Source organism: Pseudoalteromonas sp. P1-26 (assembly GCF_001401795.1).
In the GTDB taxonomy this organism is placed as follows: Bacteria; Pseudomonadota; Gammaproteobacteria; order Enterobacterales; family Alteromonadaceae; genus Pseudoalteromonas.
This window is the reverse complement of sequence record NZ_LKDX01000010.1, coordinates 51749-75460: the sequence shown is the minus strand read 5'-3', so window position 1 is coordinate 75460 and position 23712 is coordinate 51749. Positions and strand designations below refer to the sequence as shown.

Here is a 23712-nt window from a genome sequence, read left to right as displayed (position 1 = left end):
AATAAAACAAACTTACTTTGTAGCTGCTTTCATACTAGCTACAAACTCTTTTAAACCAGTTAGCATTGCTGCTTGATCATCAAGATTTGCCTCGATGATTTTAACAACCGCAGAGCCTGAAATCGCACCAGCAGCTCCTGACTCAAGAGCTGATTTAACATCTTCTGGTGTTGATACACCAAAACCAAGTAATGCCGGTGCAGCATGGTAATCTTTTAGTTTTTTAACTAATGAATCTGCTGGCATTTGTGCCTTGGTTTCTGTGCCTGTTACACCTGCGCGTGAAAGAAGGTATGTGTAACCACGACCATATGACGCACACTCTCGTAAAGTGTCATCATCAGCATTCGGTGTAGCAATAAAAATTGGGTCGATGCCATTTTTCATTGCTGTTTGGCGAAATAGCTTTGATTCATGTAGCGGCACGTCAGCCACTAAAATTGAATCGACACCGGCCTCTTTAGCATCTTGATAAAACTTCTCAATGCCACGTTTAAACACTAAGTTTGAATACAATAACAGGCCAATTGGAATATCAGCATTATACTGGCGCACTTGTTTGATGATATCAAAGCAATCTTGGGTATTGATGTTTTCATCAAGTGCACGAATGTTGGCCGCTTGGATCACCGGGCCATCTGCAATCGGATCAGAAAATGGAATACCTAGCTCAAGGGCATCGGCGCCGCCATCAATTAAGCTTTTGATGATTTCTACGCTCAGTGCTTTATTAGGATCGCCAATCGTAACAAAGGGTACAAAAGCACCTTGGTTGGTTTCATTTAATGTGGCGAACAGTTGTCCGTAACGGTTAGTCTGGCTCATAGTGCGCCTCCTTCTGATAAAACACTGTGTACGTGAGCCAAATCTTTATCGCCTCGGCCGCTTAGGTTAACCACTAAAATAGTGTCTTCGGTTTGTTGCTCGGCATATTTAAGGGCATATGCTAGGGCATGGCTTGATTCAAGTGCTGGAATGATCCCTTCGTTCTTAGCCAGTAGTTGGAATGCTTCAAGCGCTTCATTATCGCTAATTCCAACGTACTCAGCACGGCCAGTCTCATGCAAGTGAGCATGTTGTGGGCCAACAGCAGGGTAATCAAGACCTGCTGATACAGAGTAAGACTCTTCAATTTGACCATCATCATCTTGCATAATGTAGGTATAGGTACCGTGTAAAATGCCTTTGGTGCCTTTACATAAGGTTGCACCATGCTGGTGGGTATCTAAGCCTTTACCAGCAGGCTCTACACCAATTAGTTTAACGCTTGGCTCATCAATAAAGTCTGTAAACATACCAATGGCGTTAGAACCACCACCTACACAAGCCAGCACCGCATCCGGTAAGCGACCTTCAGCTTTAAGCACTTGTTGTTTTGCTTCTTCACCAATCATTTTTTGGAACTCACGTACCATTGTAGGGAATGGGTGAGGGCCTGCTGCAGTGCCTAGTAAATAGTGAGCATCTTTGTAATTTGCTGACCAGTCACGCAGGGCTTCATTTACGGCATCTTTTAAGGTGCCAGAGCCTGCTGTGACAGGAATAACCTCTGCGCCCATTAGTTTCATACGAAATACATTTGGTTGCTGACGTTCAACATCTTTTGCACCCATGTAAACGCGGCATTTTAAGCCAAGTAGTGCACAGGCTAGGGCCGTTGCAACACCGTGTTGGCCGGCACCTGTTTCTGCAATGACTTCTTTTTTACCCATACGTTTGGTAAGGAGTGCTTGACCAAGTACTTGGTTGGTTTTGTGCGCACCACCATGGAGTAAATCTTCACGCTTTAAATACAGTTTTACCTTAGGGTTTTTAACTAAGTTACGTGTCAGTGTTAATGGTGTAGGGCGACCTGCGTATTCATTTAATAGTTTTTCAAACTCAGCCTGAAAAGCTGGATCGTTTTGTGATTTATTAAACTCTGCTTCTAGTTGCTTGAGAGCTGGCACAAGCAGCTGTGGTACAAACATACCACCGAATTCACCGAAATAAGCTGGATTTTGCATTCTAACCTCAATAATTTCTGATATGCGAAAACGCATTTTGTAATTTTGTTTGGCACTTTTTACCCGCTGACGCTTCAACGCCAGAATTTAGGTCAAGGCCGTTAGCACCGCGATAAAGCGCTGCATGGATATTTTCTGGGTTTAAACCCCCGGCTAACATAAACGGCACGGTTGCCGTCTCTAGCACTGACCAATCAAATGCTTCGCCTGTGCCGCCTTTTTGGCTTTTGCTGTAAGTATCGTATAAATGGCGATCAACCCCTTCAAGCGGTTTAGGTAATTCACCTTTAACGGCTTGGGCTTTCCAAATTTCACAGCCAAGCGGTAATTGCTTTCTGAGACTTTGAATATATTCGCTATTCTCATCGCCATGTAATTGCACTGCAGCTAATTTTAAGCTTTGTGCATAATCGACCACTTGTTCAAGCGGTGCATTGACAAACACACCCACATACGCGAGTGGGGCACTTTGCGTAACTTGCTTGGCACAGTCGATATCAACATAGCGCGGTGACTTAGGATAAAAAATTAAGCCACCATACACAGCTCCACTTGCGTAGGCTGCCATCGCATCTTGTGAACGGGTTAAACCGCACACTTTGTTCTCACCTAAAATGACTTTTCGGCATGCGGCCTCTAAGTCGCGCTCAGCCATCAGAGAGCTGCCAATTAAAAAGCCATCGCACAATGGTGCAAGGCGTTTTACATCTTTATGGGTATAAATGCCCGACTCTGAGATCACTACTTTGTCATTTGGGATAAGCTGACGTAAACGCTCTGTTGTTGCAAGGTCAGTACTTAAATCACGAAGGTCGCGGTTATTAATACCGATAAGGCTGGCATTCAGTGCAAGAGCACGACTGACTTCTTGCTCATTACTAACTTCAGTGAGTACCGACATATTTAAAGAATCAGCCACTTTGTGAAGCGCTAAATATTGCTCGTCATCAAGGACTGAGAGCATTAATAAAATGGCATCACCACCAGATAAGCGTGCTAAATAAACTTGGTACTCATCAATAAAGAAATCTTTACAAATAAGCGGCTGTTCAACTTGGCTGCGCACATACTCAAGGTACTGATAGCTGCCTTGGAAATATTTTTCATCCGTTAGTACGCTCATACAGGTTGCGTACTTTTTATAAACCGATGTAATTTCCTCTAAATTGAATGGTTCACGAATAAGCCCTTTTGACGGTGAGGCCTTTTTACATTCTAAAATAAACTGCGTGCCGGTTGCTGCTAATGCCGCTTCAAAGTCTCGCTTGGTTGGCACAACCTCGCTAATGAATGACTCAAGCGGGCGCTGTGCTTTTCTTTGTTCTAATTCAATACGTTTGTCGGCAACAATTTTGTCTAACACGTTAGCCATGACTTACCTCAATAATTGCGTTCAATGTGTCCATCGCTTTGCCTGATGCTAATAATTCGCTTACTTGGTCTGCGGCTACTTTTAAATCACTTGCTTTATCAGTTAAATAAAGAAGAGCGGCAACGTTGGCTATAATGGCTGCGTTATGCGCCATTTCACCTTGACCTTGTAAAATCGCTAAGCTTGCTTTTGCGTTATATTCTGGGCCTTGGCCTGCTAGTTGTTCAAGTGAATAGTTTGCAAGACCAAAATCGCTCGCTATTAGCGTGTATTCGCTCAGTTCACCGTTATTAAGTTCAACCACTTTGGTTGTCCCGTGTAAGGCAATTTCGTCAGTGCCTGCACCATGAACCACCATAGCGCGTTTTGTGCCAAGGGTTTTTAAGGTTTCGGCCATTGGTAAACACAGCGAAGGGTCATAAACACCAAGTAATTGCACCTCAGGGGCAGAAGGATTGGCCAGTGGCCCTAAAATATTAAAAATTGTGCGGCTTTTAAGGGCCGTACGCACGCCCATCGCATGGCGTACACCACTGTGATAATGCGGTGCAAATAAAAATGTAAAGCCAGTATTTTCTAAACAACGGGCAGCTTGCTCAGGGCTCATATCAATATTGATACCCAAGGCTTTTAGTAAATCCGCAGAGCCCGAATTACTCGACACACTGCGATTACCATGTTTGACCATGTTGATGCCCGCAGCGGCGGCAACAATAGCAGCCGTGGTACTAATATTAATTGTGTTTGAGCCATCGCCACCGGTACCACAGCTATCGGCAAGCAAGGTTTTGCTGGTTTGAAATGGCACTGCATTGGCGCGCATTGATGCTGCAGCACCGGCGATTTCATCACTTGTTTCGCCTTTTAGTTTTAGGGCGATAAGTGCTGCAGTTAATTCAATATCATTAAGCTTGCCATTCATGATGGCGTCAAACAATGCAGTTGCTTGCGAAAACGATAAATCTTGCTTTGCTAATAATTGGTTTAACTGGGTTTGAGTTGTTGCTTCCATGTTATTCCTCTACTGCACGCGTGCGGTTAAAAATTCAATGCTTTGCTGTAATAGCAATGCGCCATTTGGCGTTAAAATTGACTCAGGATGAAACTGATAGCCAAGGGCATTATCTTGTTGATGGTAAATTGCCATTGGAATATTTTCATAACAAGCAATTACTTCAACGTCATCAGGGACTTTGGTTGCCATTAATGAATGATAACGAGCAACCGGCATTTTATCGCCCATACCTGCAAATACAGGGTGCTCAGTCAACTCAATAATTGATGACTTGCCATGCACTGTTTCACCTGCATGACCAATAATCCCACCGTAGCTCTGTGTTAGTGCTTGCTGGCCTAAACAGATGCCCAGCATAGGGAAGCGGCCTTTACACAGCTCAATGAGTTCCATTAAACAACCCGCATCAGATGGTGCGCCAGGGCCGGGTGAAAGTACTAATAACACAGGTACGGTTTCTTGGCACATTTTGTCAAAGATGCTTTGTGCGCTGATGTTATTACGGTATACCACTAACTGGCACCCTAACATAGAAAGTTCATCGACTAAGTTATAACTAAATGAATCAAAGTTATCTAAAAAGTAGATTTTATAGGCTGATGTTGTCGTCATTATTGTGCCTCGTAAGTCGATTGAATCGCAGTGATCACAGCTTGTGCTTTAGCGCGGGTTTCATTGGCTTCTGATTGTGGGTCTGAATCAAACACTACACCTGCACCTGCTTGTACGTAGGCCGTGCCGTTTTTAACAAACGCAGAGCGAATAACAATACAGCTATCCATGGCGCCATCGCCCGTTAAATAACCCACTGCACCTCCATAGCTGCCGCGGCGTTTTTGTTCGGTTTGACGAACTAACTCAGCAGCGCGTACTTTAGGTGCACCCACTAAGGTGCCCATGTTCATACAAGCTTGGTAAGCATGCAGCGCATCGAGTTCAGGTTTTAAAGTACCCACCACGCGTGAAACTAAATGCATCACTTGTGAGTAGCGGTCTACTTTTAATAACTCTTTAGCGTGACGTGTGCCTGGTACGCTAATACGGGCTACATCATTTCGTGCTAAATCAACTAACATAAGGTGCTCGGCACGTTCTTTTTGGTCGTTGCGAAGTTCAAGCTCAATGCGGCTGTCTAGGTCTGGATTAATTTGCCCGTTAGCAAACTTGCCACGAGGGCGAGTACCAGCAATTGGGTATACCTCAACTTGTTTACTCTCTGCGCAATATTTGAGGGCTGACTCGGGTGATGCGCCGAATAACACAAATTCTTCATCACGCATGTAAAACATATATGGGCTTGGGTTTTGTTGTTTTAGTTGGCTGTAAGCATGAAGTGAGTCAGGGCAGGCGAGAGAAAAAGTACGTGATGGAACAACTTGGAAAATATCGCCATCAACGATGTTGTTTTTTAACTTGATGACATGTTCGCAGTATTGCTCGTCGCTAACATCAACAGAAATTGGGTTTGAGCCGGTTTGCTTTTGCCCTTGGTAGCTTTGTGCGTTGTCACATACGGCATTTAAACGCTCTAATTGTTGACCAACCTCAAAGCAATTAGCATGAACTTCAGGGCCGTTAAATACATTGCCAATTAGCTCGGTTGTTTTTGCTTGATGGTCGATGACAACTAACGTTTCGGCTAGGTAGAAAACATAATCTGGGCAGCTGTTTTCGCCGTCAGGCACATCAGAAAGAGTTTCGAAATTAGCAACCATATCGTAGGCAAATACACCGCCTAAGAACACAGAAAATGGGTTATCTGTGGTGCTTTTAATACTATTAATACAGCTACGTAGCGCGCTAAATGCGTTATCTGCTACTAATTTACTGGCTTCATCAATGTCGCTTGCGACTTCGTTGTAGGTTAACGTTAATGTGTCTTCTACAAGCTCAGCAGAGCAGTTTTGCACATGAGTTTGTAAATAAGGCAGTAATTGTTTGCCGTTATTTGACTGTGCAGTGAGTGTGACCTGTTTGCCTTGGCAAACAATACGTAGTGCTGAGTCAACCAAAATTAGACTTTTTACACTGTCTTTAGAATCAATTTCAGCAGACTCTAACAGCAGTGAATTAGGCTTATCGAGTAAACTGTATAACGCAAGTGGGCTACTGATGTAGTCGCGCACTTGAGTGATACTGGTTACTTCACCCGGTGTCGTTGTTATATGACTAAAAATCAAACCTCATTCTCCCTCATTCCCAAAAACTCTTTAAAAAACAAAACCCCGCGAAGCTATGCTTGGCGGGGTTCGTATAAAGATGCCTATAAATTAGATAGACCCTTACCGTCCCGCTAAGCCAGGCGCCACCACCAATGATGTGTAAGAGTTGCTATGTAATTCATAATAAAACCTTAAAATTTAGATATAAAAAAACCCGCTACATGAGCGGGTTTTGAAATCGTTAGACACGACAATTCGTCACCCGCTAGTTACGAGTGCCACCACCAAATTGTGATTTGAATTGTTTTGTTCATTGTTATTGCTTATTTAACGTGTCTGAAAGTGCATACAGTAAAGCGTACCTGAGCCGATACTGTCAAGCATTAATTTACATATTAGTACGAGTTCGGCATTTACCCCTCGCAATTGCCCATTTATGTGGGTATATATGTCTAACCTAAAAAGATAATCACGCCTTGGCACTAAATTTTTGTTATACTCACATCATTGATTCAAGAACTTACGTAAAGCAGTCTTTCCCTTTGATAAAATACGATTTACATAGCCACACCACATACTCAGATGGTCAGCTATCAGTCGAGCAATTGTTACACCGCGCGGTTGAGAAAAACATTGATGTGTTTGCAATTACCGATCACGACACATTAAATGCGATAAAACCAGCTCGCCAAGTCATTGCAGATGATAATTTACCGCTTAAATTAATTGCTGGCGTTGAAGTATCAACAAAATGGGAAAGCTTTGAAATTCATATTGTTGGTTTAAATGTTGATGATGAAAATGACGCACTGTTGTCATTGTTACAGGCGCAACAAGCCAAGCGTGAAGAGCGCGCTTTAGAGATCGGTCGTCGCCTTGCTAAAAATGGTTTTGAAGGCATTTACGACCAAGCAAAAACATTTGCTGAAAACGCACAGATCACACGAGCGCATTTTGCCCGAGCGCTGATTGAGCGTGGTGTTGCTAAAAACTTTCCTGGGGTATTTAAAAAGTACTTAGGGCGAGGAAAAACAGGCTATGTACCAAGTAGTTGGTGTGATATGCAAACCGCAATTGCTGCCATTCACCAAGCCGGTGGGGTTGCCGTTCTTGCTCATCCTGGGCGTTATCAAATGTCTAACAAGTGGCTACGTAAGTTAATTATTGAGTTTAAAGACGCAGGTGGCGATGCGATGGAAGTTGCACAACCACAGCAAGCACCCAGTGAGCGCCAGTTTTTAGGTGAACTGAGTCGTGAATATGGCTTACTTGCGTCACAAGGGTCAGATTTTCATTTTCCGACCAGTTGGTTGGAGTTAGGTAAAAATTTATACTTACCAAAAGATTGCCAAGGGGTTTGGCAAGCATGGGAAGGGCAATAGGAGCGTGTAATGAGTCAGTTTTTTCATATTCATCCAGATAATCCGCAACCACGCTTAATCAGCCAAGCGGTTGATATTATCAAGCAGGGCGGTGTTATCGTATACCCAACCGATTCGGGTTATGCACTTGGCTGTAACATTGGTAATAAGCAAGCAAAAGAGCGCATCGAACGTATTCGTGGTATTGAAAAACACCATAACTTTACTTTGGTCTGTCGTGACTTATCAGAGCTATCTACCTATGCTCGTGTTGATAATCAGTTATTTAGATTAATTAAAAATAACACCCCTGGGCCTTATACTTTCATCTTTAAAGGCACTAAAGAAGTACCAAAGCGTTTATTAAACGAAAAGAAAAAAACCATTGGTATTCGTGTTATCGAACACCCAATCACCTGTGCTTTATTGGCTGAATTAGGTGAGCCGTTAATGTCGTGCTCTTTAATTTTACCGGGTGAGCAATATACCGAGGCTGATCCTGATGAAATTCGCGATCGCATTGAAAAGCAAGTTGATTTAATTATTCATGGTGGTTATCTTCCTGAACAGGCAACCACAGTAATTGACTTGTCGGATGATGATATCGAAATCTTACGTGTGGGTTGTGGTGATACTAAACCATTTGAGTAGAGACTTCATTGACTAGCCCAGAGCTTGACGCGCCAGATAATTTACAAGAGCCAGTACAGCAAAAGCTGCCACTGGCTTTTTTGCATGGCAAAGCGGTGGTTGATAAACCTGAAGACTTATACATTCCACCCGATGCGTTAGAGATCATTTTAGAAACCTTTGAAGGTCCTCTCGATTTACTTCTGTATTTAATAAAAAAACATAAACTCGATGTATTAGAGCTCTCTATTTTTAGTATTACAGAGCAATACGTTAGTTATGTTGAAATGATGAGCGAGTTTCAGCTTGAACTGGCTGGTGAATACCTTGTGATGGCGGCGTTATTAGCACAAATTAAATCACGATTATTACTACCAAAACATGAAGAGCTTGAAGAGGAAGAAGACCCTCGAGCTGAGCTTGTAAGACGTTTACAAGAATACGAACAATTTAAAAAAGCCGCAGAAAATCTTGATGAGATCCCTCGCGAAGGCCGCGATATCTTTGTTGCTGAAGCACTTGTGCCAGAATTCAGTGAACGTGAGGTACTGTTACCTGACGTTGACATGAAAGACCTGTTAGTTGCGCTAAGCGACGTTATGGCCCGAGCCAAAACATTTGAACACCATCATATTACCGCAGAAGCCTTATCGACCCGTGAACGGATGAGCTTAATCTTAGATAAACTCTCAGAAGCTCAATCACAGCTACCTTTTAGTAGTCTTTTTACGGTAGAAGAGGGCAGAAGTGGTGTTGTCGTTAGCTTTATCGCCATGTTAGAGCTGGTGAAAGAAAACCTGATCAGCTGCTTTCAGGTAGATGCCAATAGCCAGATTTATGTTGGTTTGGTGGAAGAAGACGAATAGCTGGAAGTTTTAAAGGCAGTAGATCAATTATTAAAATTGGGTCATTACTAGTTGGGGGCCTGATAAATATATCAGGACGCCAGCAATTTGCGACTACCCAGTTCTTGTCGTTATGTTCCGACTCATTCTATAAGGATTTTTATGTCAAAAGTAACGTTGAAAGGGTTTATTTTAGTTCCTGAGTCTGACTTAGAGAACGTTAAATCTCAGTTGGTGACTCATAGGCGTCTTACCCTAGAAGAGCCTGGTTGCATTACTTTCAGTGTTACTGAACATACAGAAATCCCACTTCGCTTTGATGTATATGAAGAATTTATAGACAAATCGGCATTTGAATATCATCAGCAAAGAGTTAAAAACTCTTTATGGGGTAAAGTAACCACCTGTGTTGAGCGACATTACGAGATCTTTGAGTCATCACCAGTCAAGAGGTAGAACGTTACAAAAGTTTGCTTTTTATTCTAATAAAAACACTTAACTTACAGAGTGTTAAACAATTGCACCAAGTCTCAGTACCTGATAAGTTGGTTTTCCCCATTTTAGGGTAAGCCTACTATTAAGGAAAATATAATGAAAAAGTTAGGAATGGTACTGTTATCTCTCGCGGCATTTGGAGCCTCAGCTGCAGAAAGTTTGCAATTAGACCTTAATCTTTATTTGAATAATCAACTTGTAAAAACGCACGTTGTTAAAACTGAAGAAGACAAAACTCAAACAGTGACTGCAGATGATATTCTTAAATTTGATGTAACCCCTACGTTGAACGAGCAAACTGTGACACTAACATCAGCACTCTATAAATTTGAAAATGGCTCTTACAATAAATTTCAAGAACCTAAGTTAATGGTAAACCTTAATGAACCTGCAACGATTGAGGTTGGGACCGAGGGTGTTGAAGTGTATAAGATTGAAATAACAGCAAGTAAAATATAATTGCTAACTATCTACTCAGGTGTTTATTGAAAATACTAAACACCGAGTAGTGCAAGAAGTCATTAAAATGACTGGGCTAGAGGTTTTAACAAAGATTCTAGTTTAAGAGATTACTATGAAAGCTTTATCACTAATATTTTTATCTATAATGATTCTGCTGGCTGCAACTTACTTATATATTAATCGTGATCAACAGATTAGGGTTGATCTCATCCCTCCAGAGTTTGAGTTTTGTGAAACAATAATAACTGAGGGCGATCTTGCGTATGACGAGCTGAAAAAGATATTAGTCAAACACACGGATGGTTGGAAAACTTCTTACGCTAGTTTTGCCCCAGGGCGAACGTATGATTCACCAGTATTTAAAGTTAATGTTATAGGTAAGGGGGGAGTGATCGTATCCTACAAAACAGATGATGGTTATTCTCAGTTTACTAAATTTATAAAATATGATTGGTCAACTAGCTGTGATAAGTATCACAAGTAAACAGCTATAAAAACGATAGACTTATAACTATCTCAATTTTTTAAGGAAAGCAGATGCATAGTAAACACTCTACAATCAAAACCATGACCAAGAAGGAAGTCGAACTCATGATTGATTGGGCAGCAGCAGAAGGCTGGAATCCAGGCCTTAATGATGCAGAGTGTTACTTTGCAGCTGATCCTGAAGGGTTTCTTGTTGGTTTTCTTGACGATGAGCCTATCGCTACAATTTCTGCCATTAATTACCACGATGCTTTTGGCTTTATCGGCTTTTACATTGTTAAACCTGATTACCGTGGTAAAGGTTACGGAATGCAAATCTGGAATGCCGCATTAAAGCGTCTTGAAGGGTTGAATATTGGCCTTGATGGTGTGGTGGAACAGCAAGAGAACTACAAAAAGTCTGGTTTTAATCTGGCCTATCGCAATATCCGTTTTGCAGGAGTAGGTGGTGGTAGTTCACCACAAAATTCAGATATTGTTGATCTTAATGCCGTGCCATTCGAAATTATTGACGCATACGAACAGGCTTTTTTCCCTGCTAATAGAGCAAACTTTACTAAAGCATGGTTAAACCAACCCCAGAGCGACGCGTTGGGCGTAATGAGCAATGGGAAATTGGCAGGATACGGGGTAATTCGCAAATGTCAGAATGGCTTTAAAATTGGCCCTTTATTTGCCGACTCACCAGAATTGGCTGAATCTTTGTTCCTTGCTTTAAAATCTAAGGCGAGTGCATCCGACGCTATTTTCCTTGATACGCCAGAAATCAATCAAGCTGCTGTTGCTTTAGCACAGAAGTACAACATGCAGGTGTCATTTGAAACCGCCAGAATGTATACCAACGACTCTCCGAGTTTGCCATTAAACCGTATTTTCGGTGTTACTTCTTTTGAAATCGGCTGAGTTTATTGGGGTGAGCGATTAATCGGTTGTGAGAAAACTAAAAATTTATCACGTTAAGAATTAGACGCTTTTATCAACGAGTATTCATACTACTGCTAGCACCTAGCACCTAGCACCTAGCACCTAGCACCTAGCACCTAGCACCTAGCACCTAGCACCTAGCACCTTCTTTTTCCTTTCCCCTTACAAATTTCACCTTTCCCCTAAGATGTGCATATACGCACAGAAGCTGTTCGTTTTACGCTATTTTCATTATATAAGCCGTCATTTAAGATGTATCTAGTTTCACGATTCTCATGGGAAATGAGTATGTTAAAGAATTCAAAGTCAAGTTATGGCTGGGTGGCCATCTTAGTACACTGGTTAATGGCACTTGGGGTGTTTGGTTTGTTTGGCTTAGGCGTTTATATGGTTGAGCTAACCTATTACGACGCTTGGTATAAAGGCTCATTGGACTTACATAAAAGCGTGGGTATTACCTTAGCTGCATTATTGTTGTTTCGTTTTGGTTGGCGCTTATTAGGCACCCAACCTGAGCCTGTTGCAGGTAGTTCAAAAGCAATGAATCGAGTTGCACACTCAGTCCATAAACTAATTTATTTAGCTTTAATTGTCATTGTGACATCTGGCTATTTAATCTCTACGGCTGATGGCCGTGCAATTGAAGTATTTAATTTATTTGCTGTACCGGCATTACCCGAGTCGGTCGCAAACCAAGAAGATATTGCAGGTAAAATTCACTTTTATGCCGCGTATGGGCTAATAGCTGTGGTTGTTTTACATGCTTTAGGGGCACTAAAACATCATTTTATCGATAAAGATAAAACCTTAATTAGAATGATCAAACCATTGAAGGATGATTAACATGAAAAAATTACTATTAGGCACAGCACTCAGTGCTGCACTTTTCTCAACAGCAAACGCAAATGCAGCTGACTACGTTATTGATACAGACGGTGCACACGCATTTGTAACTTTTAAAATTAAGCACTTAGGTTACAGCTGGTTACATGGTCGTTTTAATACTTTCTCAGGTGATTTTAGCTATGACGATAAAGCGCCTAATGCATCTAAAATCAATGTAACGATTGATACTAAAAGCATCGACTCAAACCATGCTGAGCGTGACAAGCACTTACGCGGTAAAGACTTCTTAAATGTTGATAAATACCCAACTGCAACATTTAAAAGTACCTCAATCAAGTTTGATGAAGACGGTGACGAAGCAGATGTTACAGGTGAATTTACCTTAAATGGTGTAACCAAAACCATTACTTTTGAAATTGACAAAATTGGTGAAGGTAAAGATCCGTGGGGTGGTTACCGTGTTGGTTTTGAAGGCGAAACAAGTCTTAAATTGACTGACTATGGTATTGACTACAACCTTGGTCCGGCTTCAACCCATGTTGATATTGGTTTATTCATTGAAGGTGTACGTAAGTAAGCACCGTTAATACGACCGCCAATTCGCATAACTGTGGGTTGGTAAAATTAAAAGTGCCGCTTAATGAGCGGCACTTTCGTTTCTATCTTTTAATCTCTTTTCTAAAATGGGCTGCAAATTATCGGGTAGCCAGCGAACTAAAACATCATGAAAAGCATCTGTATGAGCGATTTTCTCAAGAGCTTCATCTAATAATTTTACCGTTACTTCACCTTGCTTGTTTTTAGTGCAGCCTATATAGCCAATGCTTAACGCCGGAGCTTCAGTAAGTGATAGTTGAGTTAAGTCATCTTCAAAGCCCATGGAATGAGCCAAGTAATAATGTTCGCTAGGGTAGCCAAGTAATATATCAATACGCTTTTTTTGTAGCATATAAGTTAGGCTTGCGAGGGTGTCTCTGCCGGGGCGTGAGATAATATTAGCGTCATGGCTTTCGTTAATCACTTTGTCGATATTTGCTCCAAAAGAGCGGCTCATAGAGACCCCTAAAGCAAGGCTTTCGGCTAGTAATGATTTAAGTGACACAGGTTTTGTTGAGTCTAGCTTAAGTTTTGTTGCTAACTCTTTACGTATTGCAATAGACGGCGACAAACCAACAGTTGATGAATGTTCAGTAAACTGAATATGCTGCTTGCGGTGCTCGCTTTGATATAACGACAGCATACAGTAATTATTTTGTGGGTTTGATAGTTCATGCACAGCACGACTGGCTGGCAATAAAGTGCGTTTAAATGAAACCTCAGGCAGTGCTTTTTCTAATAATTTGATCACACTTTCATCACGACCTGTGCCTTCATATTTATCATGCATGATGTAGTAGGGGGCAAAATCAACCATGATCCACTCAATGGCTTTAGGTTGCTTATTTGCATAAGCTGGCAAGCAAAAAAGTAATAGTAAAATAGACCACACACTACGCATAGTTACTACCTATTTAGGAACTAAAATATAAGTGTAGCAGGAATATAGGCTTATGTGGCTGGTGGTGAAAACTAAAACGCCAGCTTGTTGGCTGGCGTTTATCGGTAGGGTTTAGTTGGCTTTTAACCACTTCACAAATTGGCGTGCATCACTAGCCTTTTGGAAGATGGCATTTTTTAAGCCCTGCGTGTCACTAAAAATTACACGCTGTTTATTTACCGAGATTGATTGCACTGGATGTGCGATCTGGATCAAAGATCCGTTGTATTTATATGACATAATAAAACTCACTTTTTCTTTTGTCTGTGTCTGTAGAGCTTTAATAGGCATTTAAAAAATACAGACCGACATTTGTTGTCTTGCTAACAGTGTCGACTAAGTTTGTGACAGTTTGGTGATGATTTGAAAATTCATCAAAATGTCATTTAGTGAACAAGCTGCAAGTATTTATACGAATATGCGGGAATTACTGGATCAAGGTAAGGGGTTAACCGCGTGGTTTCTAAAAACCAGACAATCAGAGTACTGTAAGAATCAATTAAGCGCAAGGTTTATTTTTTAAACATCAAAAATAATCTCTGGATGTTTAACAGAAACAGGCGTATTGTGATTAGGCACAAAATAACAATAAGAAGTATGCTTATGAATTACCTTTTGGTATCAGATATATTCGGTAAAACAGCGCATTTATCGCTGCTTGCTCAGCAGCTTCGCGGTAAAGTGAGTCTTTGTGACCCCTACATGGGGGAAATTCAGCTCCCCATAAATGAGCAGTTTCAATATCAACATTTTATGACTCAATGCGGCCATGACAGTTATTTTGAGCTAGTACATTTAAAAATGGCTACTATTCGTCAGCCAACCACGATTATTGCATTTAGTGCAGGCGCAGCTGCCGTTTGGCGAGCTCAAGCAGAGTTAAAAAATTCATTTATTGAAAAAATTATTGCCTTTTATCCATCACAAGTTAGACATCACCTAGAGCTAGAGGCTAACGTTACTTGTCGATTTATTTTTCCTCACAGTGAAGAGCATTTTGATATTAAGCCAGTGATTGCTTCATTAAAAAGCAAAGCCAAGGTGAGCTGTGAAATAGCCGACTATGGTCATGGGTTTATGAACCCGCTATCTGAGAATTTTAATCAGCTCGGTTATCAGCAATTTACCGAACAGCTATTAAAAGAGTGTTGTAACTCAGAACTTGTCCCCAACGATTAAAAAACTGGTCTATAGTCATTACTAAACAACAATATAAGTAATGACTATGACGGACCAAACAAATTACAGCCACTTCTTATCTAACCCGGTTGCTAAACCACCTTGTCGAATGATCAACGCGCAAATGTATGGTTTTTTTGTGTCTGGCTGCGAGCAAAAAATGCAGTACTATGTTGATGCAACTTTAAATCTACTAGCAACCGAATCAACCTCGTTTAATGTGTTAGGGAGTACTTGTTTACTTACCTTCACTGATATCGAAAAAATTTCTTCATTAACGCCACCGTTTTCAGAGCATGGCTGGATGCAAGAAACCGATATTATTATTTGGCTGCCGGTAGCAAAAATGCAAGATGGTGATATTAGCCATTTATATTGGTATCCGGCATTTATTAGCGTCAATAATATTTATGCTTTGATTAATGGCCGAGAAGCCTGGGGCTACAATAAATACCTCTGTGAATATCAAATGCCTGCGACTGTGAGTGATGCGGGCGCCTTTAGTATTTCTTTAGAATGTTTTGATGTGTTTAACCCAGACTCTAAATTAGCAATGCATGAGCTATTAACCATTGAGCAAACACAGGCAAGTACCAAGGAAAACCTACTCGATAACTTATCGCATTTTTCTAAACACGTTACCGATTTGTTTGATGCACAAATTAAAGGCATTGATTTATCGCTTCTTAAACAATTGTTAGACGGGTTTATTCATCCGCAGATGGATCAGATTTTGTTTAAACAATTTCCCGATGGCCAAGGAGATAAAGCCGTTTATCAAAGCGTGGTTCACTCACCATCGTTAATCAAAAAAATTCACCAATTAAAACTTTTACACAATGATTTTAGTTTGGATGTAAAAGCTCTTGCGAGCTTTCCTTTGAATGACATGTTTGGTATCGCACTTGGCAAACAAGCAGTTCATTTACCTTTTTACGTCAATATGGATTTTGACCAGCTTGGCGCAACACAACTGTTACCAGCACAGGGGTAACCATGGAAAAAGAAAAAATCACCATTGTTGGTGGCGGTGTTGCAGCGATGACTGCGGCAGTGTATTTAACCGAGCAAGCTAATTGGCAAAGCCAGCGCGAAATTACCGTTTATCAACAGGGTTGGCGCCTTGGCGGTAAAGGGGCGAGTGGCCGAAACGCCCATTTTGGACAGCGCATCGAAGAGCATGGTTTACATGTTTGGTTTGGCGCCTATGTGAATAGCTTTCGCACCTTAGAAGGGGTGTATAACTCACTCAATCGACCTGCAAGTTGTTCATTAGCTACTTGGCAGCAGGCATTTAAACCACACAGTTTTATTGCCTTACAAGAGTTTATTGATAATGAATGGCAAACTTGGCCGATAGATTTTCCTATCGTTGAAGGCAACCCCGCTGATGGAAGCCTCGATATAACAGTGTGGGACTTTGTTACCATGACATTAGCATGGCTAAAAAAATGGACCGAAGGCATTGAGCATGTTTGTCAGCAGCAAGATGCTAAAACCATTTTAGTGACTAAAAAATCACGGGATCAATCGTTACTCAAACACATGTATCAAGAAATCAAAGCAGACATTGATACCCATTTAAATGGCGCAAAGCAGTTTATTGATGATATTGAAGCAGGTGCAACTGAAATTGCCTCGAACCCACGAACATTGATAATTCATTTGCTGCAGTTCACCGAAAAGCAGGCCACCCATACAGATAAGCAGGCCGATCGGCTGGTGATTTGGTACATCGTCAGAAAGTTAAAACGTTGGTTTAAAGACCAAGTTATTGATCTACTCGATGACAACCCAGAGCTGCGCAGACTTTATATTTGTGCTGATCTTGCGATTGCAATGCTTACAGGACTGATTAAAGACAAAGTATATCGCGACGGTTTTGGTGTCATTAATTGCTACGATTTTCGTCAGTGGCTCGAAAAAAATGGTGCGAATAAAACTTACAGCGTCGATTCAGCGCCAGTGCGCGGTTTTTATGATTTGGTGTTTGCTTACCCTAAAGGTGACTTTAGTAAACCCAATGTTGAAGCCGGCGTTGCCGCCCTTGCTATGCTACGTATAGGGCTTTGCTATAAAGGCGGCGTGATGTGGAAAATGCAAGCTGGCATGGGCGATGTCATTTTCGGTCCAATTTATGAGCTTTTAAAACAGCGCGGCGTTAAGTTTAAGTTTTTCCATCAGTTAACTTACTTATCTGCTGGGCAAACTGACCAAGGTGAGCCGCAGGTAAGTGAGATTGAGCTTTGCCAACAGGTGAGTTTAGTTGGCCAAGATTATCAACCGCTCATTGATGTAAAACAGCTGCCATGCTGGCCAAGTGAGCCACTGTATGAGCAAATCAGCCCTGAACAAGCGCACTTATTGCAAGAATATCAAATTAATTTAGAGTCATTTTGGAGCAATTGGCCAGAGGTGTATCAAGAACACTTTAGTACCCCATTGCCAACAGTGACGCTTCGCCATGGTATTGATTTTGATACACTGATTTTAGGGGTCTCGGTTGCCTCTCTTGAACACGTTGCCTCTGAGCTTTTAGCTGTAGATTACGCGCTTTCTCAACAAGCAACAAAAGTGCAAAGTGTGGCGACTCAGGCTTGCCAAGTATGGTTGAATAAAACCGACCCACAACTTGGCTTTACGCAAACTAATGCTGCTCATGAAGGGCCTATTTTAAGTGGCTTTGTAGAGCCGTTTGATACTTGGGCTGCAATGGGCAACTTGCTCGATAAAGAAGATTGGCCAAGTGACAACTCACCAGTTAATGTTGCCTATTTTTGCAGTGCGTTTAGCTGCGAAAACTACCCACCTGCCAGTGCACATCAATTCCCAGAGCAAATGAAAGCCGAAGTAAAATTGAATATGCATAATTTGTTTAGCTCAGATATGCGGCCACTTTGGCCTGAAGCCTATACTGATAACAAGTTTGATTGGCAGGTTTTTTACAGTGATCCGCATAGCATTTTACCTGTACTAGAGCAGCAATATTGGCGCGTAAATGTCGATCCCAGTGAGCGCTATGTCTTATCTGTGGTTGATTCGAGTAAATACCGCCTGGCTACAGATGGCAGTCAGTTTGTTAATTTGCGCATCACTGGCGACTGGATAAAAACCGGCGTTAATGCAGGCTGTGTTGAGGCTGCTGTGATGGCCGGTATGCAAACAGCGCGGGCAATATGTGGTTGGCCAAGCGAAATCAGCGGAGAGCATGCATTCGAAAAAGGTTAGTGTGAATAAAGTTGTAAAAAAGTATGCGTATAAGTCATGAAATTACATGATTTATATGCGACTTTAATCTATTGTTTGGTCTATACTTACCACTAAATTACAACAATTTAACAAGTTTCCCTCTTTTAAGGTCTAAAAGCCAATGAAGCGTCCTTTTCTTAAAGATCCTAAGTTTATGATGTTGTCGAGCACCAGCTTGGCGGCATGTGTAATGGCAAGCGCTGTTGCACAAGGAGCTGAGACTGAAAAAGACATGGAAGTTATTAGCGTTTATGCACAAAAGCGTCCTCAAGCAATTGAAGACGTAAGTGTGGCGGTAAGCCAAGTGAATGGCGAAATTTTAAAAGCTCAGCATTTTAAAGATTCAACTGAAATTGGTTTGTTTGCGCCAAACGTTAAAATTACCCAAAACGCTGCAGAGGGGACGCCTCCCGCTGTGAGTATCCGTGGGGTGGGGTTACTTGATTATAATACGGCGAATACTTCACCTGTTGCCATGTATCTTGACGGCGTTGCGGTGGGGTCTGCTAATAATCAAATTGTTAACTTGTACGATATTGAACAGCTCGATATTTTACGGGGCCCGCAGGGTACCTTGTTTGGTCGTAATTCTACCGGTGGTGCAATACTTATACGCTCAAATCGCCCTGAGTTTGATAGCTATGGCGCGTTGACATTAGGTGTTGCCAATAACAACGCCACCAGCGTTGATGGTATGTGGAACCAACAACTATCAGATTCTAGTGCATTGCGAATTGCGGTTAACTATCAAGACTACGAATACTCAACAAATAATATCTATGCAGACTCGCCAACAGCAGGCATGGAGCAAAAAAATGCCCGTGTGTCTTTTTTGTCTGAGTGGGATGACGTTGATCTTTACCTGCAAGCGCATATTGAAGATTGGGATGGTATTGCCCAGCCAGTTGGTAGTATTGGTATTGTCGCGAACCCTTTAACGGGTGAGCTGTGTTCACCAGCAGATGCGGGCTCAACACGCTGTTTTGATAACTTTGGTTTTAATGATGGCAGTGATGACTTCTTTGCTGTGAGTGTCAATAACGACTCACCTCATAAATCTGATGGCTACGGTTTTATCGCCGAAGTGAATTGGCATTTAAACGAGCAAAGTACATTCACTTCTCTCTCGAGCTTTAACGATTTAGAAAGAAGCCATGCTTTTAACTGCGATGGCTCGCCAGCTCGTTTGTGCGAAGGAGTATTAGGGCTAGATACCCAACTATTAAGCCAAGAATTCAGGTTATTAAACGAATTTGCTGATTACACACTCACCAGTGGTGTTTATTTTGCCGATGAGACGATTGAGCAAGATAATCTAAATGATATTTTGCGTGATTTCCGGGGTATTTTACCGACAAATTTAACCGCGACCTTTATCTACGATAACGAAATCAAGATGCAAAATTTGGCTGTATTTAGCCAAATTGAAGTGCCTGTCGCAGATAGATGGATGATCACAGCCGGTCTTAGATATGACTATGAGTCACTTGAATATGACTCAATCGCCACGTTAAATGCGGTGGTTGATGTGAATGACTTAGACGGAGTGCTTGTACCATTTTATCGCGTTACCGATGAGCAATCAGACAATGGCTTTACTGGTCAATTTGCCGTTAATTATCGCTATTCAGATGCAAGCAATCTTTATTATCGTTTTGCTAATGGTAGTAAAAGTGGTGGCTACAACGGCGGCTTTTTGTCATCTGAAGAACAAGCAATCTTAGCAAACTACGGTAAAGAGCGCTTAAATGCCCATGAAGTTGGCTTAAAGTCGTTCTGGCCTGGCAAGCAACTTAGAATGAGTTGGGCGGCGTTTTACTATGACTATAACGACCAACAAGTGTTTATGAACCAAGCGTCAGAAACACCGCAAATGCCTCCTGTGCAGTTGCTTGAAAATGTCGCTGATTCAACTATTTACGGTCTTGAAACTGAAATCAATTACCAAGCAACTAAGCAATTAGCCATGCTACTTTCAGTTGGCTATATCCCTCATGCTGAGTTTGAAGAATATGTTGACCCACTTGGCAATAGTATTACCGATAACCAACTACCATTTACTTCTAAATGGAATGTATCAGCGGGATTAAAATATGATACCAGCTTGGCGTCATATCCGTTATCGGCCAACATTATTTATGATTATCAGTCTGAGTTTTATTTTGATCAGAACATGAGCCCTTATGCCCGCCAAGACGGCTTTAGCATTGTTAATGCGCATCTAAAATATGATGTTGATAATTGGTCATTTACTTTATGGGGCAAAAATTTATTTGATACTGAATACAGTCAGTTAAAGTTCGATTTAAGTTCGTTCCTAGGCATGCTTGAAGACTTTAAAGGGGAAGGGCGTCGCTATGGCTTTGATGTTTCACTGCAGTTCTAGTCGTTGCCAACTCCACGATGGTACAGGGGTTTTGTGAATGCGGTTAAAGCTGTATTTAAGTACTCTGCTTTTTTTATTGCTATTGAGTGTTTCGGCTAATGCACAACAGACGTTTGTCTACACCGACGCTGTGGCTGAGCAAAACCTTCATGATGTTGGTGAAGTGTTTACGGCAAACGATAATATGTTTCCGCAATCGGTGGCTGCGATTGATGCTTGGCGAGCAAGCAAAAAACCGCAATCTCGAATAAGCTCGGTTGGCGGTAGTTATTGGTTAATTGTTGAAATTGAAAATTTAAGTGATATCGAAGATTTAGTGCTCTATCCGTATAACACCTTGGTTTCGAAAATAGAAAGCCGCATTTACGATATAACTGATCCAACTGCCCCGATACAGCACTTTGTAACCGGTGGGGTCGAGCCGAATCAATTTGCTTTTCACTATGGTAATCGCTTATCTCTTGAAAAAGGTAAGCACTATACGCTTATCACTTATTTTGAGAGTGACTACTTTTATACTCCCGCAAAGCTGGTATTAACGCCTTATCAAGATTATTTTCAAAACATAACCATTGAAAATATGATCATGATGCTTTGCTTTGGGGTGGGGATTGCACTTGGTTTATATAATTTATTAATTTACTTGGTTTCTCGTGATGTCACACACCTTTACTACGCGCTATTTACTGCATCCTGGGTGTTTGCTTGGAGCCATTTTTTCCATATTTCTGATCAGCTGTTTGGTTACTATAACCCTCATCTTCACTGGCTCGGCTTTGCCCTCACACCATTAACCAATATATTGTTTTACAACAACTTACTTAAACTCAAAGAAACATTTCCTAAACTGGCGCAATTATCACTCACGGTGGGTGTAATCGCCACTTTAGGTATTCCGTTTTGTATTTTATGGCCAAGCTTTGGTTTTTATTGGTCAACGTTAGTAACGGGTGTTGCTTTATGTTTAGGCTTATACATAGGTATTCGCTGTATGCTCATTGGCTTTAAGCCAGCACGCTATTTTGTGCTGGCTTACATTGCCATGATGCTACCGAATATGGTCGGTAATTTAACTAATTTAGGCTTGCTGCCAGCTACCTCCATTAATTTATATTTATTGGGTTTGATAGGCACAGCCATGGACGCCATGTTGCTGGCGTTTGCTGTGGCCGATAAGTTTAGGCTGCTTCACGATGACAACGTAGAGCTCAACAAGAATTTAGAAGAAAAAGTACATCTAAGAACTTTGGAGCTTGAAGAACTTGCCTCTGAGCTTCGCGATGCGAATGAAGCTAAAAGCCGCTTTTTAGCGAATATCAGTCATGAAATTCGCACCCCAATGACATCAATCATTGGCTATGCAGATGGCATTATGCTCGGGGATATTAAGCCTCATGAGCGCAACCATGGGATTGGCGTTATATTGCAAAATAGCCGCCATGTTCTTGGATTAATAAACGATATTCTCGATATGTCGAAGATTGAAGCCAACAAGCTAGAAATAGATTTAGTCGAAACAGACTTGTTTGCCACGATTGCCAATATTGAGTCACTTATTGGCAAGCAAATCCGTGATAAGGGCTTAAAGTTCAGTGTTGATTATCAGTTCCCGTTGCCAGACTACCTAATTACCGATCCGAGTCGTTTAAGGCAAATTTTATTAAACCTAACAACCAACGCCCTTAAGTTCACTCAAGTGGGGCGTATCACTTTAACGGTGAGCTGTCATAACGATAAGTTGTCGATAAGCGTAAAAGACACCGGTATTGGCATGACAGACAAAGAGCAACAAGCCCTGTTTAGTGCCTTTTATCAAGCGGATTCAAGTATTTCTAGGCAATATGGTGGCACGGGTCTTGGCCTTAATATTTCAAAGAGCCTTGCGCAGAAATTGGATGGGGATATCAGCGTTAAAAGTAATGTCGGCTCTGGCAGTGAGTTTATTTTCACCATGTCGGTGTATACCACAGATAACACACGTTGGCTTAATGATATGAGCGAAGTGAAGCTCGTTGAAACCTCACCGTTTAGTAAGCTTGATGCACCAGAGAACTTAAAGGGCAGAGTATTACTTGCCGAAGACCACCCAGACAACCGACGTTTAATTGCGCGAATATTAGAGCGTATGGGGCTGACAGTGACCACCGTTGAAAATGGTAAAGACGCAGTGCAAGCAACCCTCGAAGACAGCTTTGACCTTATTTTACTCGATATTCAAATGCCGATTATGGACGGTCAAGAAGCATTAAAAATGATGCAAGCAACGGGAGTGAGTGCGCCAATCATTGCACTGACAGCGAATACCATGAAGCATGAAATTGCCCGTTATATGAAGCAAGGCTTCAATGATTTAATCGCTAAACCAATTGATAGAAACGCGTTTAGCCATAAAATTGCCAGTTACTTAGATTGCGATGAGTTAGCCGATATCAAATTACCTGAAAAAGAGTTTCAGGCGCTTAAAGATGACTACATAAAAGGTCTTGAAGAACAATATAGAGAAATGCGCGGGCAATACAAAAAGATGGACATTGATGGCTTAAGCAGAAATGTTCATATGCTTAAAGGCGCTGCGAACATGTTCGAATGTGAAACGCTTTATGTTAAAGCGGTTGCCGTTGATGCTGCGCTTAAAAAAGATACCGTCACGCTCGATACGCAGCTTATTGCATCCTTATTTTGTGCCATGCAAGACGAGATAACCAAGGTAACGCATTGATTGCTTGAATAGCGGCTATTTCTTTGTAAGCACAGACA

22 protein-coding genes are annotated in these 23712 nt (G+C 41.5%); 14 read left to right on the top strand and 8 right to left on the bottom strand.

Features of this window, described 5'->3' with window-relative positions:
- Positions 1–12: 12 nt before the first annotated feature.
- Genes trpA through AN394_RS07510 form a run of 6 tightly spaced genes read right to left on the bottom strand, consistent with a single transcriptional unit; the run spans position 13 to position 6573 of the window.
- Positions 13–825, bottom strand: coding sequence for a tryptophan synthase subunit alpha (gene trpA, locus AN394_RS07535; protein ID WP_055021153.1), 813 nt, complete (start codon positions 823–825; stop codon positions 13–15).
- Positions 822–2006: a tryptophan synthase subunit beta gene (gene trpB, locus AN394_RS07530; protein WP_054561984.1), complete on the bottom strand. Its 1185-nt coding sequence runs from the start codon at positions 2004–2006 to the stop codon at positions 822–824. The genes trpA and trpB overlap by 4 nt, the downstream gene beginning before the upstream one ends.
- Before the next feature lie 7 nt (positions 2007–2013).
- A complete protein-coding gene (gene trpCF / locus AN394_RS07525; RefSeq protein ID WP_055021152.1) occupies positions 2014–3378 on the bottom strand; it encodes a bifunctional indole-3-glycerol-phosphate synthase TrpC/phosphoribosylanthranilate isomerase TrpF in 1365 nt (454 codons plus the stop codon).
- Positions 3371–4390 (bottom strand): anthranilate phosphoribosyltransferase, encoded by a 1020-nt coding sequence (trpD, locus tag AN394_RS07520; RefSeq protein WP_054561229.1) that lies wholly within the window; start codon positions 4388–4390, stop codon positions 3371–3373. The genes trpCF and trpD overlap by 8 nt, the downstream gene beginning before the upstream one ends.
- A gap of 9 nt (positions 4391–4399) precedes the next feature.
- A complete protein-coding gene (locus AN394_RS07515; RefSeq protein WP_054561230.1) occupies positions 4400–5005 on the bottom strand; it encodes an aminodeoxychorismate/anthranilate synthase component II in 606 nt (201 codons plus the stop codon).
- The gene (locus AN394_RS07510) at positions 5005–6573 is read right to left on the bottom strand and encodes an anthranilate synthase component 1 (RefSeq protein ID WP_055021151.1); all 1569 of its coding nucleotides are present in this window, start codon (positions 6571–6573) and stop codon (positions 5005–5007) included. The genes AN394_RS07515 and AN394_RS07510 overlap by 1 nt, the downstream gene beginning before the upstream one ends.
- Before the next feature lie 524 nt (positions 6574–7097).
- Between AN394_RS07510 and rnm the strand changes: the two genes are divergently transcribed.
- The 9 genes from rnm (at position 7098) to AN394_RS07465 (ending at position 13181) form a co-directional block, all read left to right on the top strand.
- Complete coding sequence (gene rnm, locus AN394_RS07505; RefSeq protein WP_055021150.1) at positions 7098–7937, top strand: RNase RNM; 840 nt, start codon at positions 7098–7100, stop codon at positions 7935–7937.
- A 9-nt stretch (positions 7938–7946) separates the two neighbouring features.
- The gene (locus AN394_RS07500) at positions 7947–8567 is read left to right on the top strand and encodes an L-threonylcarbamoyladenylate synthase (RefSeq protein ID WP_055021149.1); all 621 of its coding nucleotides are present in this window, start codon (positions 7947–7949) and stop codon (positions 8565–8567) included.
- A gap of 8 nt (positions 8568–8575) precedes the next feature.
- Positions 8576–9412, top strand: coding sequence for a ScpA family protein (locus tag AN394_RS07495; RefSeq protein ID WP_055021148.1), 837 nt, complete (start codon positions 8576–8578; stop codon positions 9410–9412).
- A 141-nt stretch (positions 9413–9553) separates the two neighbouring features.
- Entirely contained in the window at positions 9554–9847 is a 294-nt protein-coding gene (locus AN394_RS07490) for a putative quinol monooxygenase (protein ID WP_055021147.1), read from the top strand.
- Between the two features lie 135 nt (positions 9848–9982).
- Positions 9983–10345, top strand: coding sequence for a hypothetical protein (locus AN394_RS07485; RefSeq protein ID WP_055021146.1), 363 nt, complete (start codon positions 9983–9985; stop codon positions 10343–10345).
- A gap of 115 nt (positions 10346–10460) precedes the next feature.
- On the top strand, positions 10461–10832 hold the full coding sequence (locus tag AN394_RS07480) for a hypothetical protein (protein WP_055021145.1): 372 nt from the start codon (positions 10461–10463) through the stop codon (positions 10830–10832).
- Positions 10833–10885: 53 nt separating this feature from the next.
- Positions 10886–11737, top strand: coding sequence for a GNAT family N-acetyltransferase (locus AN394_RS07475; protein WP_055021144.1), 852 nt, complete (start codon positions 10886–10888; stop codon positions 11735–11737).
- Between the two features lie 309 nt (positions 11738–12046).
- Complete coding sequence (locus AN394_RS07470; protein WP_054552924.1) at positions 12047–12601, top strand: cytochrome b; 555 nt, start codon at positions 12047–12049, stop codon at positions 12599–12601.
- Position 12602: 1 nt separating this feature from the next.
- Positions 12603–13181, top strand: coding sequence for a YceI family protein (locus AN394_RS07465; protein ID WP_054561236.1), 579 nt, complete (start codon positions 12603–12605; stop codon positions 13179–13181).
- A 60-nt stretch (positions 13182–13241) separates the two neighbouring features.
- Here AN394_RS07465 and AN394_RS07460 read toward each other — a convergent pair whose 3' ends face one another.
- Positions 13242–14102 (bottom strand): TIGR02285 family protein, encoded by an 861-nt coding sequence (locus AN394_RS07460; RefSeq protein WP_055021143.1) that lies wholly within the window; start codon positions 14100–14102, stop codon positions 13242–13244.
- 111 nt (positions 14103–14213) lie between these two features.
- Positions 14214–14381 (bottom strand): hypothetical protein, encoded by a 168-nt coding sequence (locus tag AN394_RS22155; RefSeq protein ID WP_165381452.1) that lies wholly within the window; start codon positions 14379–14381, stop codon positions 14214–14216.
- A gap of 363 nt (positions 14382–14744) precedes the next feature.
- Between AN394_RS22155 and AN394_RS07450 the strand changes: the two genes are divergently transcribed.
- From AN394_RS07450 to AN394_RS07430, 5 genes are all read left to right on the top strand, one after another.
- Positions 14745–15320 (top strand): hypothetical protein, encoded by a 576-nt coding sequence (locus AN394_RS07450; RefSeq protein ID WP_055021142.1) that lies wholly within the window; start codon positions 14745–14747, stop codon positions 15318–15320.
- 46 nt (positions 15321–15366) lie between these two features.
- Complete coding sequence (locus AN394_RS07445) at positions 15367–16314, top strand: acetoacetate decarboxylase (RefSeq protein WP_152968920.1); 948 nt, start codon at positions 15367–15369, stop codon at positions 16312–16314.
- Positions 16315–16316: 2 nt separating this feature from the next.
- Positions 16317–18548, top strand: a complete 2232-nt coding sequence (locus AN394_RS07440) for an NAD(P)-binding protein (protein WP_055021140.1) — start codon at positions 16317–16319, stop codon at positions 18546–18548.
- Positions 18549–18690: 142 nt separating this feature from the next.
- The gene (locus tag AN394_RS07435; RefSeq protein ID WP_235576246.1) at positions 18691–20955 is read left to right on the top strand and encodes a TonB-dependent receptor; all 2265 of its coding nucleotides are present in this window, start codon (positions 18691–18693) and stop codon (positions 20953–20955) included.
- A gap of 37 nt (positions 20956–20992) precedes the next feature.
- Positions 20993–23674: a 7TM diverse intracellular signaling domain-containing protein gene (locus AN394_RS07430; protein ID WP_055021139.1), complete on the top strand. Its 2682-nt coding sequence runs from the start codon at positions 20993–20995 to the stop codon at positions 23672–23674.
- Positions 23675–23712: the final 38 nt, after the last annotated feature.